Source organism: Streptomyces sp. NPDC029164 (genome assembly GCF_055563995.1).
In genome coordinates, this window is record NZ_JBVHWW010000012.1 from 131374 (window position 1) to 148139 (window position 16766).

The 16766-nt window shown below is 72.2% G+C and carries 14 protein-coding genes; 9 read left to right on the top strand and 5 right to left on the bottom strand.

Annotated features, from left to right (window positions below; translation table 11 throughout):
- Positions 1 to 130 precede the first annotated feature (130 nt).
- Positions 131 to 3523, top strand: a complete 3393-nt coding sequence (locus ACZ4VT_RS14190) for an AfsR/SARP family transcriptional regulator (RefSeq protein WP_467949398.1) — start codon at positions 131 to 133, stop codon at positions 3521 to 3523.
- Here ACZ4VT_RS14190 and ACZ4VT_RS14195 read toward each other — a convergent pair.
- Positions 3507 to 3701, bottom strand: coding sequence for a hypothetical protein (locus ACZ4VT_RS14195; protein WP_467949400.1), 195 nt, complete (start codon positions 3699 to 3701; stop codon positions 3507 to 3509). The genes ACZ4VT_RS14190 and ACZ4VT_RS14195 overlap by 17 nt on opposite strands.
- 351 nt (positions 3702 to 4052) lie before the next feature.
- On the opposite strand from ACZ4VT_RS14195, the gene ACZ4VT_RS14200 reads away from it, so the two are divergent.
- The 3 genes from ACZ4VT_RS14200 (at position 4053) to ACZ4VT_RS14210 (ending at position 8019) form a co-directional block, all read left to right on the top strand.
- Positions 4053 to 5438, top strand: a complete 1386-nt coding sequence (locus tag ACZ4VT_RS14200; protein ID WP_467949480.1) for a DUF5685 family protein — start codon at positions 4053 to 4055, stop codon at positions 5436 to 5438.
- A gap of 320 nt (positions 5439 to 5758) precedes the next feature.
- The gene (locus ACZ4VT_RS14205) at positions 5759 to 7273 is read left to right on the top strand and encodes a DHA2 family efflux MFS transporter permease subunit (RefSeq protein WP_467949402.1); all 1515 of its coding nucleotides are present in this window, start codon (positions 5759 to 5761) and stop codon (positions 7271 to 7273) included.
- A 71-nt stretch (positions 7274 to 7344) separates the two neighbouring features.
- Positions 7345 to 8019, top strand: a complete 675-nt coding sequence (locus ACZ4VT_RS14210) for a hypothetical protein (RefSeq protein WP_467949403.1) — start codon at positions 7345 to 7347, stop codon at positions 8017 to 8019.
- Positions 8020 to 8076: 57 nt separating this feature from the next.
- Here ACZ4VT_RS14210 and ACZ4VT_RS14215 read toward each other — a convergent pair whose 3' ends face one another.
- Entirely contained in the window at positions 8077 to 8814 is a 738-nt protein-coding gene (locus tag ACZ4VT_RS14215; protein ID WP_467949405.1) for a VOC family protein, read from the bottom strand.
- Positions 8815 to 9024: 210 nt separating this feature from the next.
- Between ACZ4VT_RS14215 and ACZ4VT_RS14220 the strand changes: the two genes are divergently transcribed.
- On the top strand, positions 9025 to 11514 hold the full coding sequence (locus ACZ4VT_RS14220; protein WP_467949407.1) for a SpoIIE family protein phosphatase: 2490 nt from the start codon (positions 9025 to 9027) through the stop codon (positions 11512 to 11514).
- A gap of 243 nt (positions 11515 to 11757) precedes the next feature.
- Here ACZ4VT_RS14220 and ACZ4VT_RS14225 read toward each other — a convergent pair whose 3' ends face one another.
- Complete coding sequence (locus tag ACZ4VT_RS14225; protein ID WP_467949409.1) at positions 11758 to 13041, bottom strand: MAB_1171c family putative transporter; 1284 nt, start codon at positions 13039 to 13041, stop codon at positions 11758 to 11760.
- Complete coding sequence (locus tag ACZ4VT_RS14230; protein WP_467949410.1) at positions 13041 to 13433, bottom strand: toxin-antitoxin system, toxin component; 393 nt, start codon at positions 13431 to 13433, stop codon at positions 13041 to 13043. Before ACZ4VT_RS14230 ends, ACZ4VT_RS14225 begins: the two co-directional genes overlap by 1 nt.
- 499 nt (positions 13434 to 13932) lie before the next feature.
- Between ACZ4VT_RS14230 and ACZ4VT_RS14235 the strand changes: the two genes are divergently transcribed.
- On the top strand, positions 13933 to 14112 hold the full coding sequence (locus ACZ4VT_RS14235) for a hypothetical protein (protein ID WP_467949412.1): 180 nt from the start codon (positions 13933 to 13935) through the stop codon (positions 14110 to 14112).
- 144 nt (positions 14113 to 14256) lie between these two features.
- Here ACZ4VT_RS14235 and ACZ4VT_RS14240 read toward each other — a convergent pair whose 3' ends face one another.
- The gene (locus tag ACZ4VT_RS14240; RefSeq protein ID WP_467949413.1) at positions 14257 to 15213 is read right to left on the bottom strand and encodes a TIGR03557 family F420-dependent LLM class oxidoreductase; all 957 of its coding nucleotides are present in this window, start codon (positions 15211 to 15213) and stop codon (positions 14257 to 14259) included.
- A 124-nt stretch (positions 15214 to 15337) separates the two neighbouring features.
- Between ACZ4VT_RS14240 and ACZ4VT_RS14245 the strand changes: the two genes are divergently transcribed.
- The 3 genes from ACZ4VT_RS14245 (at position 15338) to ACZ4VT_RS14255 (ending at position 16735) form a co-directional block, all read left to right on the top strand.
- Complete coding sequence (locus ACZ4VT_RS14245) at positions 15338 to 15583, top strand: hypothetical protein (RefSeq protein ID WP_467949415.1); 246 nt, start codon at positions 15338 to 15340, stop codon at positions 15581 to 15583.
- A 71-nt stretch (positions 15584 to 15654) separates the two neighbouring features.
- Positions 15655 to 16320, top strand: a complete 666-nt coding sequence (locus ACZ4VT_RS14250) for a DNA polymerase ligase N-terminal domain-containing protein (protein WP_467949416.1) — start codon at positions 15655 to 15657, stop codon at positions 16318 to 16320.
- Between the two features lie 91 nt (positions 16321 to 16411).
- The gene (locus tag ACZ4VT_RS14255; RefSeq protein ID WP_467949418.1) at positions 16412 to 16735 is read left to right on the top strand and encodes a plasmid stabilization protein; all 324 of its coding nucleotides are present in this window, start codon (positions 16412 to 16414) and stop codon (positions 16733 to 16735) included.
- Positions 16736 to 16766: the final 31 nt, after the last annotated feature.

Below are 16766 nucleotides of genomic sequence, written 5' to 3' on the forward strand. Positions count from 1 at the left end.
GCCGCCACCGCGACCCATTCCGACGGAATGGTCATATGAACCGCTTAGGATGACGCTCCGTACATCGGCGGGCCAGGACAACTGGGGACCAACCGCCGTGTGGAGCTGTGCGCGCGCACAGGGGGAACTCGTGAAATTCTTCGTGCTCGGATCCGTGGGCGTGTCCCACGGGGGACCGGTGCAGACCGGTGGACCGCCGCAGCAGCAGGCCACCCTCGCCGTCCTGGTGCTCCGCGCGGGCCATGTCGTGCCGCTGCACGAACTGACCGCCGCGGTCTGGGGGGAGTCCGCCCCGGGCTCCGCGGTGATGATCCTGCGGACCTACGTCTGGCGGCTGCGGAAGCTGCTGGAGGGCGGGGAGCCCGGGAAGAGCGGGGCCCAGATCCTGGAGTCCGCGAACGACGGCTACCGGCTCGCGGTGCCGCCGGGCTCGGTCGACGCCGTACGGGCCGAGGAGCTGGCCGCGAAGGCCGCCCGCGCCCACGCGGCCGGGGAGCCGGAGGTCTGCGCCGAAGCACTGGCCGAGGCCGGGTCCCTGTGGCGGGGCGAGCCACTGGCCGGGGTGCCGGGGCCGTTCGCCGAGAGCCAGCGCTCGCGCTTGGCGGAGCTCCGGCTGCACCTGCTGGAGGAGCGCCTCGGGGTGGACCTGCTGCTCGGGCGGCACGAGCGGGCCGTCCCCGAGCTCACCGCCCTCATCCGCGAGGAGCCGCTGCGGGAGCGCCCGTACGGGCTCCTGATGCGCGCGCTGTACGCCGCGGGGCGGCAGGGCGACGCCCTCGCCGTCTTCGGCCGGGCCCGCGAGGTGCTGGCCGACGAACTCGGCCTGGACCCGGGCCCGGACCTCCGCTCCCTGCACGCCCGCGTCCTGTCGGGCGACCCGGCCCTCCTCCCCGCCGCCGCGTCCCCGGCCCCCGGCCGCGAGGGCATACCGCCCGCACGGTTCCCGGCCGCGCCCTCCGGCGCCGCGCCGACGGCACCCGCGGGAGCGCACGGTGTCGCCCCGGGCGGCGCACCGGCTTCCGGTGGCGCGCCCGCGGGACCCGAGGGGTTCCCGGTGGTGTCCGCCGGGGCCGCCGGGACCGCCGGGGCTGCCGGGGCCGCCGGGGTACCGGCCGGGTTCGCGGGGGCGCTCGCCGCAGGGCCGGCGGGGGCGTACGGCATCGGTCCGGCCGGGGGGCCGGGGACCACGGTGGCGGGGGCGCACGGGCCCGGGGCCGCGGCAGCCACCGGGGTCCCCGGGGTTCCCGCGGCCTTCGGGGCTCCGCGGGCCGGGGACCCGGGAGCCGACCATGCCGGGACGCAGGACGGGGCCCGGACCGCGGAGCCCGGGCCTGCCGCAGCGCCTGACCTCGCGCAGGGGCACGGCGCGGCCGCGGCCGGGTACGCCCGACCCGCCCAGCTCCCGGCCGACATCGCCGACTTCAGCGGCCGTGCCGCCGAACTCGCCGCCCTCACCGGCGTCCTGAGCGACCCGGCCCGCACCACCCTGGCCGTCGCCGCCGTGAGCGGGATGGGCGGCATCGGCAAGAGCGCCCTGGCCCTGCGGGTCGCGCACCACGTCAAGGACGCCTACCCCGACGGCCAGCTCTACGCCGACCTCCGCGGCACCGGCAGCGACCCCGCCGACCCCGGCACCGTCCTGGCCAGCCTGCTCGGCGCCCTCGGCGTGCCCCGCCGTGAGGTGCCGCCCTCGACGGAGGACCGCGCCCGGCTCTTCCGTACCGTCCTGGACGGCCGCCGGCTGCTCCTGCTGCTCGACGACGCCCGGGACATCGCCCAGGTCAAGCCGCTGCTCCCGGGCGCCGCGGGCTGCGCCGTCGTCGTCACCAGCCGGGCCCGCCTGGGCGGGCTGCTGTCGGGACGCCACGTCCAGCTCGCGGAGTTCACCCCGGCGGAGGCGCTCGGGCTGCTGCGCCAGATCGTCGGCGCCGACCGGGTGGACCGGGAGGCCGCGGCCGCGGCCGCGCTGGTCGAGGCCTGCGCCCGGCTGCCGCTGGCGGTCCGCATCGTCGCCGCCCGCCTCGCCGCCCGGCCCGGATGGACCGTCGCGCACCTGGTGGCCCGCCTCGCCGACGAGCGGCGCCGGCTGACCGAACTGCGGGCCGACGACCTGGCCGTCGCCGCCGTCTTCGAGCTCGGCCACCGCCAGCTGACCGCGCCCCAGTCGAGCGTGTTCCGCCGGCTCGCCCCCGTCTCCCGGCCCGGCATCGGGCTCGCCGCGGCGGCCGCCGCCCTGGACCTGGCCGAGCCGGAAGCCGAGGAACTGCTCGAAGCCCTGGTGGACGCCGCCCTGCTCGAATCACCGGAGCCGGGCCGCTACCGCCACCACGAGCTGGGCCGGGACTTCGCGCTCAACCTGCCCGCCCCGGCCGGTGAGCCCGGCCCGCCGGTGCAGCACCGCCTCCTGCACCACCTGCTGGACATGGCGGCCGAGGCCTTCCAGTGGATGATCCCCGGGGACCCGGTGCACCGCTCGATCGTCGCGGCGGCCGCCGAACCGGGGGAGGGACGGCTCGCGGACCTCACCGAGGCCCGCGACTGGGTCGTCGCGGAGTTCGACTGCGCACTGCACGCCGTCCAGCTCGTGGTGCGGCGGCCGGACGCCGCGGACACGGAGCAACTGACGATGGCCGCCGACCTGCTGGTCGCGCTCAGCTCGTTCGGGCAGGACATCCCGTACGCGCGGATCACCGCGACCGCCGCCGAACTGGCCCGGGCCGCGACGCTGCGCGGCAACGACCGCGCGGCCGGGCGCGCCCACTTCCTCACCGGGAACGCGGCGCTCCAGGCCACCGATCTGGGCCGCGCCCGCGCCGCCTCCGAGCTGGCCGTGCGGGCCTGCCGCCGGGCGGGCGACCGGGCGATCCTGCAGCAGGCGTACAACGACCTCGGGGTGATCGCCCAGTTCGAGCACCGCTTCGGCGAGGCGGCCGAGTGCTTCGACGAGGCGCTCGTCCTGGCGAGGGAGCAGGGCCACCGCTCGGGCGCCCTGACGATCACCCTCAACGCCGCCCTGGCCCGCGTCCGCGGCGGCCGCGCGGCCGAGGCGCTGCCCGCGTGCGACGAGGCCCTGGAGGCGCTGCGGGAGATGGCCGACCACCACGGGGTCGCCCACGCGCTGTGCGTGCGCGGGCAGGCCCTGCACGAGCTCGGCCGGCTGGAGGAGGCGCTGGCCGCGTACGAGGAGTGCCTCGACCTGTGCGACGCGGTCCGGATCCCGGGCCAGCGCGCGCAGGCCGAGTACCGCTGCGCCCGGACGCTGAGCGACCTCCGCCGGAGCCGGGAGGCGCTGGAGGCCTCCGCCCGGGCCGTGGCCCATCTGCGCACGGTGCCGGGCCGGGGCCGGGACCGCGGCTACGCCCTGCTGATCCACGCCGGGGTCTGCCTGGCGGCGGGCCGGCGCGAGGAGGGGCTGAGGCACGCGGGCGAGGCACTGGAGGTGTTCGAGCGGGCGGGCCTCCCGGAGGCCGAGGAGGCCCGCACCCTGCTGGGATCGGGCGTGGCGGTCAGGCGCGGCTGTTGAACTCGTTGTGGTCGTGGCGCGGGCGGGGCCCGGTGGCATCGTCGGCCGTGACGCTCGTGCCGCGGTCCGCGGTGAGGACGGGGGCGCCGGCGGTGGCACCGACGGCGAGCAGCGCGAAGAGCGCGGCGGGAACGAGGAAGGCCAGACGGCGCGTGACGGACGTGCGGAGGTGCGGCACGGTGGATCCTGTCTGTTGGTCCAGGTGCCGTGTGCGGCCCCTGGCTGGCTTGCGGGCGGTTCTGCCGAGGAGACTCGCAGCCGTCCATCTACGTTTCATATACGCGGGTCAACCGGTGAGGGCAAGCGCCCTCCGGGGCCTCGGCCGGGGACGGGCCCCGGCTACTGCCAGGGCGCCCGCGCCGGGCCGGCCCGGTTCGCAGACACCCCTCGGACGGGACCATCTAGGATGTCGGCCGCGCGTTGATGTCACGTGCGGTTGACGTCGCGCCGGGCCGTGCCTCATGGGTTGTCTTGCGTCCGTGAGCCGTCCGGGTAGCTGTTCCTACGGGGGAGAACTTCGGTGTTCGGAATGATCAGGCCATGCCGTCATCGCCTGGGCGAGGGCTTGCGTACCGAGTGGATGGCGCATCTGTGCGGGCTGTGCCTGGCTTTGCGCAGCGAGTACGGGCAGTTCGCGAGGGTGGCCACCAACTACGACGGCTTGATCGTCTCGGTGCTGACCGAAGCGCAGTCGGTGCGTACCGGGGACTGGCGGCGGGGTGCCGGTCCGTGCCCGCTGCGCGGGATGCGGTCGGCGGACGTGGCACAGGGTGAGGGCGCGCGGCTGGCGGCGACGGTGTCGCTGGTGCTGGCCGCAGCGAAGATGCGTGACCATGTGGCCGACGGCGACGGCCTGGTGGGGCGCCGCCCGGTGGCGCTGGCGGCACGCCGGATCGCCCGCAAATGGGACCGTGCGGGCGTCGCGGGCGGTGAACGACTCGGCTTCGACACCGCGCTGCTGCTCGCGGCGGTCGAGCGCCAGCCGGACATCGAGCGGTCGACCGGCCTCGGCGGCTCGCTGCTGACGGTCACGGAGCCCGCGGAGACGGCGACGGCAGCCGCCTTCGCGTACACCGCCGTGCTCACGGACCGCCCGGGCAACGCCGAACCGCTGGCGGAAGCCGGCCGCCTGTTCGGCCGGCTGGCGCATCTGCTGGACGCGGTGGAGGACCTGGAAGCGGACGAGGCGTCCGGCGCGTGGAACCCGATCGCCGTGACCGGCGCGGACCGCGCCGAGGTGCGCCGGCTCTGCGACGACGCCGTCCGTGGAATCCGACTCGCCCTGAACGACGCCGTGTTCGTCGACGGGCGACTGGTGCAGGCACTTCTGGGTGGCGAGTTGGAGCGTGCCGTCGATCGGGTCTTCGACCCTCGGCACCGTCACCATCAGCACCGCCGCCAGGCGCCGGGTCCGCGCATGCTGCCCTGGCTGGGCCGCCGTACGGAGCCGGAAACGCGCTCGGGGGCCGGTACGGGCACGGGCACGGCCTGCGGCGTGGGGGAGCTTACGGGCGCGGCCCCGGAGAGCGGGGTGATGGCGTCGGGCCGACCGTCGGAGGGGCAGTGCCGGCGGTGTCACGCGTGGGGCCGGTTGTGCCGGGATTGCCGGTTGTGCTCCAGATGTTGCCGCTGTGACGACGACGCCGGCCAGGATGACGCAGAGCCCGTGCAGTTCGGCGACGGCAACCGCAACGGCGGCTCGAGCCGGGATGGTTCCGGCAGGGACGGTTCCGGGGGTGACGGCTGGTTCGGCGGCCAGGGCGGCGGCAACCCGGGTGGGCCCTCCGGTGGTTCGGGCGGCGGTCATGGGTCCGGTGGCTCTGGTGGTTCCGGCGGTGGCTCGGGTGACGGCTGTGGTGGTGGCGGCGGTGGCTGCTGCAATCCGTGCAAGTGCTGCTGCGACTGCTGCGACTGAACGAAACGGATGAGCGTGGTTCCCCGCCCGGCGGGGAACCAGGTGCCGCACTTCTCGTCGCTGTGCGTCGACGAAGGCGTAGGCCACCGGCCGTACCGCCCCCTGTACGACTTCGGTGCCGAAGAATCCGGCGCAGAGCGGAAGAAGGGGGTCTCTGCGTCGTCGGCGCCGGTCTGCTCCGGAAGCCATGCCTTCGCCGTCCCGGGTCGGCAAAATGGTTTGAGCTCTGGCGGCGGCACCGACAGGATCGGAGAAGACCGATGAGTTCTGCCCGGCGCCGCAGTCTGTCAGTGGGACCGCCACGCGCGGAGGACACTCACATGACGGAAGGCACCATGCCCGCACCACACGAAACCCCCACCCTCTCGCCCGCCCGCGTCACCGCCGTGCTGCGGATTCTCGTGCTGTCCACGTTCGTCGTCCTCCTCAACGAGACGATCATGGTCAACGCGATCCCGCGGCTCATGCGCGATTTCGAGGTCACCGCAGCCGCCGCAGGGTGGCTGTCCACGGCCTTCATGCTCACCATGGCCGTCGTCATCCCGGTGACGGGGTGGTTCCTCCAGCGCGTGACGACCCGAACCGCCTTCGGTCTCGCCATGGCGCTCTTCCTCGCCGGCACGGCTCTGGCCGCGGCCGCGCCCGCCTTTCCCGTACTGCTGGCCGCCCGCGTCATCCAGGCCAGCGGCACCGCCGTCATGATGCCCCTGCTCATGACGACGCTGATGACCCTCGTGCCCCCGCACGACCGCGGCCGTGTCATGGGCAACATCACCCTCGTCATCTCCGTCGCACCCGCCCTCGGCCCCGCCTTCTCCGGTGTGCTGCTGCAGCTGGGGTCATGGCGCCTGCTGTTCCTGGCCGTGATTCCCATTGCCGGAGCCATGGCCATATTCGGTCGGCGCAACCTGGTCAACATCGGCGAGCCGCAGGCGGCCCCGATCGACTGGTTGTCCGTGCCCCTGGCGGCAGCGGGCTTCGGCGCCCTGGTCTACGGTCTGAGCGGGCTCGGTGCCGAGAACGCGGCCCAGGCCCCCGTGCCCCCGGAGGCCATCACCCTGGCCGGCGCCGTGCTCGTCGGACTGTTCGTATGGCGACAGCTGGCACTGCAGCGCTCGTCCGCACCGCTGCTCGACCTGCGCGCACTGACGTTCCGGCACTTCTCCGTGGCGCTCGGCCTGATGTGCCTGTCCTTCATGGCCCTCATGGGTGCGTTCATCCTGCTGCCGATCTACCTGCAGGAGGTGTGCGGCCTGACCTCATTGCAGACCGGGCTGCTCCTCATCCCCGGTGGCCTGACCATGGGCCTGCTCGGACCACAGGTCGGCAAGCTCTACGACCGGTTCGGCGCACCGCGCCTGGTCGTACCCGGAGCCGTGCTCACAGCGCTTTGCCTCGCGCTGTTCGCGCTCACGGGCGAAGAGACCTCGCCGTGGCTGGTGCTCGCCCTGCACGTGGCACTGAGTGCGGGCATGGCGTTCGTCTTCACCCCCGTCTTCACCTCCGGCCTGGCCGTACTGCCGCCGCACCTCTACCCCCACGGCTCCGCCATCCTGGGCTCGCTCCAGCAGGTCGCGGCCGCCGCCGGCACCGCCCTGGTCATCAGTGTCATGTCGGGACACGCCGCCACGGCGGCAGCCGAGGGCGCCGACGCCACCGGCGCCCTCGCCACGGGCATCCGGTGGGGATTCGGCGTCGGCGCCGTGCTCGGCGCCCTGGCCGTGCTGGTCGCGTTGCTGATCCGCACTCCGCCCGTTCCACAACAGCCTGCTGAGCGGGAGGCCCAGGACGAAGACGGCACCACGACGAACAAAACCGCCCACTCACCCACGTGAGTACGCGTACTCACTCCGGGACCGGTAACCGCACTCATCCGCCGCACATCCCGCTCGCATAGCGTCCTCGTATGCCCCACGAGACCGTGCCAAACCTCGCCACCCCTGACTCGATCCAGTCCAGGGCCTCCTCTTGCCTCCTCAGGGCTCTGGGATGCGGCGGCGCGGCGCTCGTCGGCGTACTCGCTCTGGTCGTCACGCTCGCGTGGGGGTCGACGGACCTCCCACGCGTCGCACCCGAGGAGATGGCGGACCGTGCCCTCCAGCGTTCCCAGAAGGCCTACGAGGTCATGGGGTTCGAGCGCACCATAGAACCCGGAGTCGAGGACATCGGAGTCAGTACGGAGAACACCTTCGGCTCCGGGTTCTGCTACGACGGGGGCCTGCTGGGACTGGAGGACAAGACCGTCGACGGCGCCTACTCGATGAGCCACAACTGGGCACTGGACCACGTGCCGGCGAGCCAGGCGGTTCCCGGCCTCCGCCGACTGCACCGGTTCTTCCAGGACAATGGCTGGAAGGTCACGTCCTACGGCGAGGGCGGGCAGGGCAGGGACTGGGAGTTGTTCGTCCAGCGGGCCGGCGGCGACGAGCGGATGTCCTTCACCTGGTACCCGGACCGGGAGTACTTCACCGGCGGCGTCAGCATGCCCTGCGCCTACGATCCGGAGTGGAAGAACGGGGACTCCGGCCCTGCCGGGGACGACCAGAGGCCACCCGCCTTCGGGCCCGCACGGCGGGACTAGCCCGCCGCTCAGGAAGGTCCTCCCTCGGCCTCGACGAGGGAGGACCCCGCGTGCAGGTCAGCGAGGGGTGAGGAGGCAGAACTCGTTGCCCTCCGGGTCGGCCAGAATCGTCCAGGCGATCGCGGACTGGTCGATGCCGGGGTCGGTGGCGCCCAGGGCGCGCAGTCGGGCTGCTTCCGCTTCCAGGTTGTCACCGGGGTACGGGCAGATGTCGAGGTGGACGCGGTTCCACACGCTCTTGGCATCGGGCGTGCGGTTGAACTCCAGGTAGGGGCCGACGCCCTTGGCGGAGCGCATGGCCGCGTGGTCGTCGGTGACCTCGTGCAGCGTCCAGTCCATCGCCTCGTCCCAGAACCGGGCCATCGCTCGCGGATCGGCGCAGTCGACCACGACCGCGGCGATCGGCCCGGTGTCCCGGTAGATCGGACGGGGCTCCAGGACGCAGAACTCGTTGCCCTCCGGATCGGCCATGACCGTCCAGGGGACATCGCCCTGACCCACGTCGGCGAGCGTCGCGCCCAGAGCCTTCAGGCGCGCGACCAACTCCGCCTGATGGGCGGTCGAGGTGGTGGCCAGATCAAGGTGCACCCGGTTCTTGACCGTTTTGGGTTCCGGGCGGGCGATGATGTCGATGCAGACGGCCGCGGGGTCGGGGTACGCGAAGCCCACGGGTTCGAGGTTGGTCACGCCGGGTCCCTCGCTGTCGACACCCCACCCGAGTGCCTCTGCCCAGAACCGGCCGAGCGCGGAGTCGTCCTGGGCCTTCATATTGATCTGTACGAGTCTTGTCGCCATGCCTGAGATCCTAGAAGCCGCCTGCCGCCTGCCGCCTGCCCGGTGCTGGAGGTCCGAGCCGATCAGCCGCTGCCGACGAACAGCGGCGCGGTGATACTGAAAGTAGGCCGACTGCTCAATCCCTGGTCTCTGATCACTCTGGGTAGTCGCCGCGGCAATGCCCGCTGTGCGGTCCGTTCGGCAGGTCGAGCAGGTCGAAGGGTGGCAGCGATGGACGCACCGGCGCCGGGCTCGGGCGAGGTGCCCGAGGACCCGTTCGAGCTGCACAACTCCGCCTCGGCGGTTCTGGACGACCACGGCAGGGTCGTCGGCTGGAGCGAGCGCGCACAGGAACACCTCGGCTACCCGCCCGAGGAGGTGCTGGGCCGCATGGCCCTGGAATTGCTGTTCGACCGCCGTGATCATGGCGTGGTCCGGGAAGCGGCGGCCGCGTGCGAGCGCGACCGGGGCTGGTCCGGCGTCCTGCCCGTCCTGCACCGCAGCGGGCGACGGGTGGAGCTGGGGTTCCGTGCGCGCGCCGTCATCCGCGCCGGCTCGGCCCGCGAGTGGTTCCTCGTCGTCGCCCCGGCGGAGGAGATGCGCCAGTGGGAGACGGATCGGTCGGTCCTGGACGGTCTGTTCCGGCGCTCCCCGATCGGTCTGTCCGTCCACGCCCCCGATCTGAGCATCCTGCGGATCAACCGGGCGCTGGCCCGGTTCACGCAGCTTTCCGCGGCGGATATCCGGAGCCGGCGCATCGGCGATTTCCTCATCGGTCCGGACGTGGAGACCATCGAAACCCGGCTGCGACGGGTGCTGGAGACGGGCGCCCCCCTGATCTTCACCGAGCAGCCCTGTCGCCTGAGGAGCGACCCCGAGCACGAGCGCGTGGTGTCGGTGTCGGCGTTTCGGATGGAGGATCCCTCCGGCGGGATCCTCGGCGTCACCCAACTGGTGGAGGACGTCACCGACCGCTACCGGGCCCGGCGGCGGCTCGCCCTGCTCAACCGGGCGAGCGCCCGCATCGGGACCACACTGGATCTCGGCCAGACCACTCGGGAGCTGGCCGACGTCGCCGTCCCCGACCTCGCGGACGCCGTCTCGGTGGATCTGCTGGAGTCGGTCGCCCGAGGCGACGAGACCGCCGAGGAGGCGAGCGGACCGGTCCGCAGAATGGCCGTCCACTCGGTCGTGCCAGAGGCGCTGAAGGTCATGTACTCCGCCGGAAACGTCTTCCGCTTCGACCCCCGTACCCCGCACGCGCGGTGCCTCGCCGAACAGCAGCCCATCCTCGAACCGGTGCTCCGGAGCAGCACCGGCTGGTACTTCGCGGATCCGGAGCGCAGGCGGCGCGCCCTCGCCCTGGACGCTCACTCACTGATCGTCGTACCGCTGACGGCGCGCGGTCTGCTCCTCGGCCTGCTCAGCCTGTGGCGGGCCAGGCGGCCCGAGCCGTTCGAGGAGGACGACCTCACGCTCGCGGAGGAATTCGCCGCCCGGGCCGCCGTGTGCATCGACAACGCCCGCCGCTACACCCAGCAGCACCAGGCCGCCTTGACCTTGCAGCGCAGCCTGCTGCCGCAGGAGTTGCCCGAATACAGCGCGGTCGAGGTCGCGCACCTCTATCTGCCGGCCGATCCCGCCACCGGCGTCGGCGGCGACTGGTTCGATGTCATCCCGCTTTCCGGAGCACGCGTCGCCCTCGTCGTCGGCGATGTCGTCGGCCATGGGCTGCACGCCGCGGCCACCATGGGCCGCCTGCGGACAGCCGTGCACACCCTGGCCAGCCTCGACTACGCTCCCGACGAGGTCCTCTCCCACCTGGACGACCTGGTCAACCGCCTGGCAGATGAGCAGGAGCCTGCCGGCGGACGCTCGGGGGGCCGGCAGATCGTCGGCGCGACATGCCTCTACGCCGTCTACGATCCCACCTCGCGGCGCTGCACCCTGGCCCGGGCGGGCCACCTGCCCCCCGCCGTGGTGGCCTCCGACGGCACGGTGACCCTGCCCGACCTTCCCGAGGGGCCGCCGCTGGGTCTGGGGGGACTCCCGTTCGAATCGGCCGAATTGGAGCTCGCGGAGGGAAGTCTGCTGGCGCTGTACACGGACGGCCTGGTCGAGGCCCGTGGCCTCGACCTCGATGAGGGACTCTCGCGGCTGCGAGAAGCCCTGTCCCGGCCCGGCCGCTCGCTGGAGGAGACCTGCACGGCGGTGCAGGACGCCCTGCTGCCGGATCACCCACCGGACGATGTCGCGCTACTCCTCGCCCGCACCCGCGTGCTGGCGCCGGAGCAGGTCGCCTCCTGGGAACTGCCCTCGGAGCCTGCTGCCGCCGCCCGGGCACGGCACCTGACGGCGGCCACCTTGACCAAGTGGGGCCTGGAGGAGCTGGCGTTCACCGCCGAACTGGTCGTCAGCGAACTGGTCACCAACGGCTACCGGTACGGCGGCGGCACGCCGGTGATGCTGCGGCTCATCCGTGATCGCAGCCTGATCTGTGAGGTCTCCGACGGCAGCAGCACCGCTCCGCACCTTCGGCGGGCGCGTATCACCGATGAGGGCGGGCGCGGTCTGTTCCTGGTGGCCCAGCTCACCGAGCGATGGGGTACCCGCTACACCCGGGACGGCAAAACCGTCTGGACGGAGTTCCCCCTCGCCGCGGCAGCGGAGAGGCAGTTCGCGGCCGTGACGAACACCGCGCCCCTCGGTGACGCCGGGTGAGCCGAAGCCAGTGGTGCTCCGTCGGCACGAAGGTCCGATGCGGGATCCGGCGCTGCGTCCGGAGGTGACGATCAGAACAGGCCGAAGGCAGGACAGCCGCGCGCCATTTCCAGCCCGGACCCCCGCGTCCGGTTCCGACCGTCTCCCACGCCGTCGGCGAGCTCTCCAAGGGCGCGTTCGACGGGTTCGGCGCGATCCTCAACCGGATGGCCGCGCCCTGAGCCAAGGCATACCGGAACACCCTCAGGGCGTCGGCACCGCGGTGGTCTCGTCCGTGCCCCGGGCGGGTCCGTGCCCGTACGACATGCGCGCGCGCCGGTCGGTGCGGTCGGGTGCCGCCGCCAGGGCGCGGGAGATCGACACGAGCAGGTCGCGGTCCTCGGCCTCCGCGGCGTGCATGGCGGCCACCGCGAGGTTGCTCTGGTCCGTCCCCGGCGGCGACTTGCGCGTACGGGCGTCGGCCGCCGCCGTGAACATGGCGGCGAGTCCGGCGGCCACGGCCTCGCGCTCCGGGGCCCCGCTGTCCCTGGCCCGTCGGTAGGCCGGCTCGCGCACCTCGTCCGTGCAGTAGGCGCACAGTTCGAGCATCCAGTCGTGGATGGTGGTCATCCGGTAGAGCAGGACCTGCTCGGGTCCGGCGTACCAAGGCGGGGGCAGGAACATCGCGTTCCTGGGGGAGGGACCGGGGCGGCGTACCAGACGCCACAGGGGCCGCAGGGCGGTGATGCCGAGCAGTGGGTTCCACACCCGGTCGATCAGACCGGGTCCGTAGGCCGGTACGAGGAGTCCGACACTGATCATCATCCCGCTCACCGTGATGAAGGGCGCCAGGCTTTCGTTCAGCGCGTCCCAGTTCCGTCCCGTCCAGCGGGCCGCTATGGCGGTCAGCTTGAGCGAGCCGAAAACGATGTTGCCCAGGGCCGCGATCACCAGGACGAGCAGCCCGACCCGCAAGGACCTGTCGACCGTGGTCTTCGGCTCGTGCGCCGTCCTGCTGTCGATGTCGAGCACCCACTTCCAGCACACGACGGTCGTGGCCACGCCGGCAGCGACGTACGCGAGGAGATAGGTCACGAGCATCGCGCTGATGAACGGGGTGGAGGCGTAGTACGTGTCGAAGTCCCGCGGACGTTCCACCGGCACCTCGCCCAGGGCGAAGAGCCCTACGAGAGCCACGATCACGACGCCGCATCCGATCTTCCACACCCGCACGCGCCGGCGCGTACGGGCGAACTCCCCCGATCCGCCTCGCCAGTAGTCCAGCAGCACCAGGGACGCGCACGAAAAGGCGGTCAGGATGCAGTGGACGAGGAGGGCCGAGAGGTTGCTGATGCCGGTCAGCCGGTTGACGGCGGTGATGGTCGGTGCCGAGGAGAAGACGAAGCCCGCGCAGGGCAGGAGCAACAGGAGGTTCACCATCCGGACCGCCGGACTCCGCCACCCCCGCAGGAGTGCGGGCAGCTTCGCCAGGAGGGCGGCGCCCAGTAGGAGGGCGGGAACGTAGTAATCGGCGCCTTGGTGGACCATCAGCCCCCCATCGATGCCCAGATGCGGCCGGCCAGATCGTCGGGCGGCGTGCTGCCGCGCTTGCCGAGCAGGAAGGGCCGGAACTTCGCCGCGAGCATACGGCCGAACCTCTCCGCCCGCCGTTCCTCGGCCACGCTGTAGTCGGTGCGCGCCGCGACATCGGTGACCACGTCACCGACGGTCCACTGGTTCCCGAGCGCGCGCGCGGCCACGGCCCTGTCGGCGACCCTGCCGGGCCGACCGGACCTGTGCTCCTGGCGGTGCCACAGCTCGTGCCCCAGTATCACCATCTGGTGCATGTGCAGGGTGTTCTCCTCCACCACGACCAGTTCGTGGTCGCCCAGGTCCAGCCAGAGCCCGCTGACGGTGTTCGGGGGGAACGTCGCCAGCATCAAACGGACTTCTCGGCCGCTGCTCTCCGTCAGATAGGCGCAGATCGCCCGGAACAGCTCATGCGGATCCTGTTCGGCCGGGCGCGACACCCCTGCGAAGAGTTCGTCCCGATGGCGTTTCATTGCGCGCGAAAGATTTACTGCGTCCCACATGTCTTCCCTACCCGGACGCATCCCTTGTCGAAGACGTTCTCGAACCTCGAACGCTGCGCGGCCACACGGTCGGTTCATATTGCCAGACGACGCGATCGGTGCGATGCGGATCATGCGGTGGCGTCGGCGTACAGAGGCTCCGGGGTCCGGGGCCCGGGGTCCGAGACGGGCTGGTCACGGACACACCCTCCCGCGGACCGGGACTGGTACGGACATCCCGCGTTCGCGACAGTAGTCACTCCGCAGGGCTCAGGCAAGCACGGCCTTGACACGCATCGTCCCTGGCCAGCGGCCCCTTGACCGGATCGCCCCGCCGGAATTTCGGCTCGGGGTGAGGCGGCTGTCCGTGCGCGTCCGCGCGGCCGGCGGAGCGCAGGAAGACGATCCGGGCCACCACCCGGCGGTGGTGCTCCTCCACCGGCTCGGCCCGGCTGCCGTCACCCTGCGACAGCGGCTCACCGCGCGGCGCTGGCGCCGGGCGACCCGCCGGGCGAGACGTACGCCGGCACCCGAGCCGGTGAGGTGATCGTTGAGGTACACGGTGAGGAAGGACGGCCCCGGTCCTGCCGGGGACTTGACGTCGCGCATGGCGAAACCTCCGATCGGGGCATCCGGCACCGGTGGCCGGCCGCCTGCACGGGCCGGCGGACTCGGACGCGGCCACGGCCGGTCATCCGTCGAGGGCGGGCAGCACCTTCTCGCGGTAGGCGGCGAAGAAGGCCTCCTGCCCGGGGCCCATCTGCCCGACATAGACCTCCTCGAAGCCCGCGTCCACGTAGGCGCATACGGCGGCCACGTGCTCCTCGACGTCGTCGCCGCAGGGCACGTTCTCCGACACCTGCTCGGGGGTGACGAGTTGGCTCGCCTGCTCGAAGTGGGCCGGTGTCGGGAGGACTTGGGCGAGCTCGCCGGGAAGGTGTTCCGTGGGCCACAGCCGGTGTGCGGTGTCCACGGCTCTGTCGCGGTCCGTGTCCCAGCACACCTTGAGACCGCCGATCACCGGTTTTTCCCCACCGCCGGCGTCCCGGAAGCGGCCGATGGCCTCCTGGTCGGGGCCCATGGTGACGAACCCGTCGCCGATGCGGCCGGCGAGTTCCGCGGCCTTGGGGCCGAAGCCGGAGACGTGGACGGGCAGCCGGCCGGCCGGCGTGGTGTAGAGGCGGGCGTTGTCGACTGTGTAGTGCGTGCCGCGGTGGCTGATCTGGCGGCCGGTGAAGAGTTCGCGCATCACCTCGACCGCTTCCTCCAGCATGTCGGCACGCTCGTCGAAAGAGGGCCAGCGGTCGCCGAGGATGTGCTCGTTGAGTGCTTCGCCGGTACCCACGCCGAGGGCGAAACGCCCCTCCAGCAGTCGGCTCGACGTGGCGGCCGCCTGGGCCGTCACGGCTGGGTGCAGGCGCATGGTGGGGCAGGTGACGAGGGTGGTCACCGGCAGGTCCACGGTCTGCGACAGTGCTCCGATCATCGACCAGACCAGCGGGCTGTTGCCCTGCGCGTCGTTCCAGGGATGGAAGTGGTCGGAGATGGCCAGGCGGGTGAAGCCGGCGTCCGCGGCACGGCGGGCCTGCTCCAGCAGTTGGCCCGGGGTGAATTCCTCGCAGGCCAGGAAGTAGCCGAACGACGTCATGGGTCTCGTACCTCCGTGGAGACGGTGGAGACGGAGCGGTCGCCCCCGGTCGGCGCGTGCCCATGACGCGGAGGGACAAACATCGCAGGCCAACGCTGTCGACGGTGCCGCCGGGAGGTGGGCCGTGGCGAAGACGACCGCACCCGTCATCATCGACAGACTCAACGCGTACGACCACGAGGACGCCGAACGCCTGATCCCGCCCGTCTCACGGGCCCAGCCCCGCGGTGGCGGACGTGCTCGAACAGGCCCGGGGGTCGCCCGGGACGCCGTCGCGCACCTTCTCAAGGACCTGGCCGAGGCGGCCCCGCGCATGAGGGAGATCAACAGGTCCGCCCGCATCGTGACCGCGGCCGACGCCTTCCGTTAGCGGGCCCACGCCCGGGGTAGTCGCTTGATCGGGGCTGCTTCCACGACCGCGCGAGAACGTGAGGAGGGGCCATGACCGGCGCGGAAAGGCTGGCGAAATATCACAGGCGGCGGGACTTCGCGAAGACGGCCGAGCCACGGGGCGGGGCTGCGGGAGCTGCGGCCGACGGTGCGCCTTCTTACGTCGTGCAGATCCACGATGCGCGCAGCATGCACTTCGACTTTCGTCTTGAAGCCGACGGCGTGCTGAAATCCTTCGCCGTGCCCAAGGGGCCTTCCCGGGATCCGCACGACAAGCGCTTCGCCACGCCCACGGAGGACCATCCGCTGGAGTACCGCGACTTCGAGGGCGTGATCCCACCGGGCGAGTACGGCGGAGGGACGGTGATCGTCTGGGACGAGGGCACCTACCGCAACCTCACGTCGGACCGGGACGGCAACGAGGTTCCGCTCGCCGAGGCACTGGACCGCGGCCACGCATCGTTCCGCCTCGACGGCCGCAAGCTCCACGGCGGCTACGCGCTCACCCGGATCCGAGACACCGGCGACGGGACGCGAGAGGCGTGGCTCCTGGTCAAGGAGGCGGACGAGCGGGCCACCTCCGCCGATACGCCCGACCCCCGGCGGGCCCGGTCGGCCCGTACCGGCCGCACGCTCGGGCAGGTCGCGGCGGCCGCACGGTCGGCGGGTGACGAACGGCTCCTGAACCTCACCGGCACCCGCTCACTCCTCACCTGAACGGGTGCGCCGGACCCGGAATGAGATGACCGGGGGCGGGAAGGCGCAGCACAAGTGCCGGGATCGCACATACGAGCCGAGGAGGGTCGTCATGCCTCGTGGTTCCAGCCCCAAGCGGGAACGGCAGTACGAGCACATCAAGGAGAGCGCCGAGGAGCGCGGCGAGAGCACGAAGCGCGCCAAGGAGATCGCCGCCCGCACCGTGAACAAGGAACGTGCCCGCTCCGGTGAGTCGAAGACCGCCTCCCGGTCCTCGACCGAGGACATGTCCTCCTCCCGGCGCGGCGGGCAGCGCTCCCACAGCGGTGCGCAGGGCCCCACCAAGGAACAGCTGTACAACGAGGCGAAGCACAAGGGGATCGAGGGCCGTTCGAAGATGGACAAGGCAGAACTGAAGCGGGCGTTGGGCCACTGAACGGTCTGTGCGCATGAGGAGAGGAGGCTGC

Coding starts and splice junctions, on each gene's coding strand:
- ACZ4VT_RS14200 (WP_467949480.1), top strand. CDS start 4,053: ATGATCAGGCCATGCCGTCATCGCCTGGGCGAGGGCTTGCGTACCGAG.
- ACZ4VT_RS14205 (WP_467949402.1), top strand. CDS start 5,759: ATGACGGAAGGCACCATGCCCGCACCACACGAAACCCCCACCCTCTCG.
- ACZ4VT_RS14210 (WP_467949403.1), top strand. CDS start 7,345: ATGCCCCACGAGACCGTGCCAAACCTCGCCACCCCTGACTCGATCCAG.
- ACZ4VT_RS14215 (WP_467949405.1), bottom strand. CDS start 8,814: ATGGCGACAAGACTCGTACAGATCAATATGAAGGCCCAGGACGACTCC.
- ACZ4VT_RS14220 (WP_467949407.1), top strand. CDS start 9,025: ATGGACGCACCGGCGCCGGGCTCGGGCGAGGTGCCCGAGGACCCGTTC.
- ACZ4VT_RS14225 (WP_467949409.1), bottom strand. CDS start 13,041: ATGGTCCACCAAGGCGCCGATTACTACGTTCCCGCCCTCCTACTGGGC.
- ACZ4VT_RS14230 (WP_467949410.1), bottom strand. CDS start 13,433: ATGCTGGCGACGTTCCCCCCGAACACCGTCAGCGGGCTCTGGCTGGAC.
- ACZ4VT_RS14240 (WP_467949413.1), bottom strand. CDS start 15,213: ATGACGTCGTTCGGCTACTTCCTGGCCTGCGAGGAATTCACCCCGGGC.
- ACZ4VT_RS14250 (WP_467949416.1), top strand. CDS start 15,655: ATGACCGGCGCGGAAAGGCTGGCGAAATATCACAGGCGGCGGGACTTC.
- ACZ4VT_RS14255 (WP_467949418.1), top strand. CDS start 16,412: ATGCCTCGTGGTTCCAGCCCCAAGCGGGAACGGCAGTACGAGCACATC.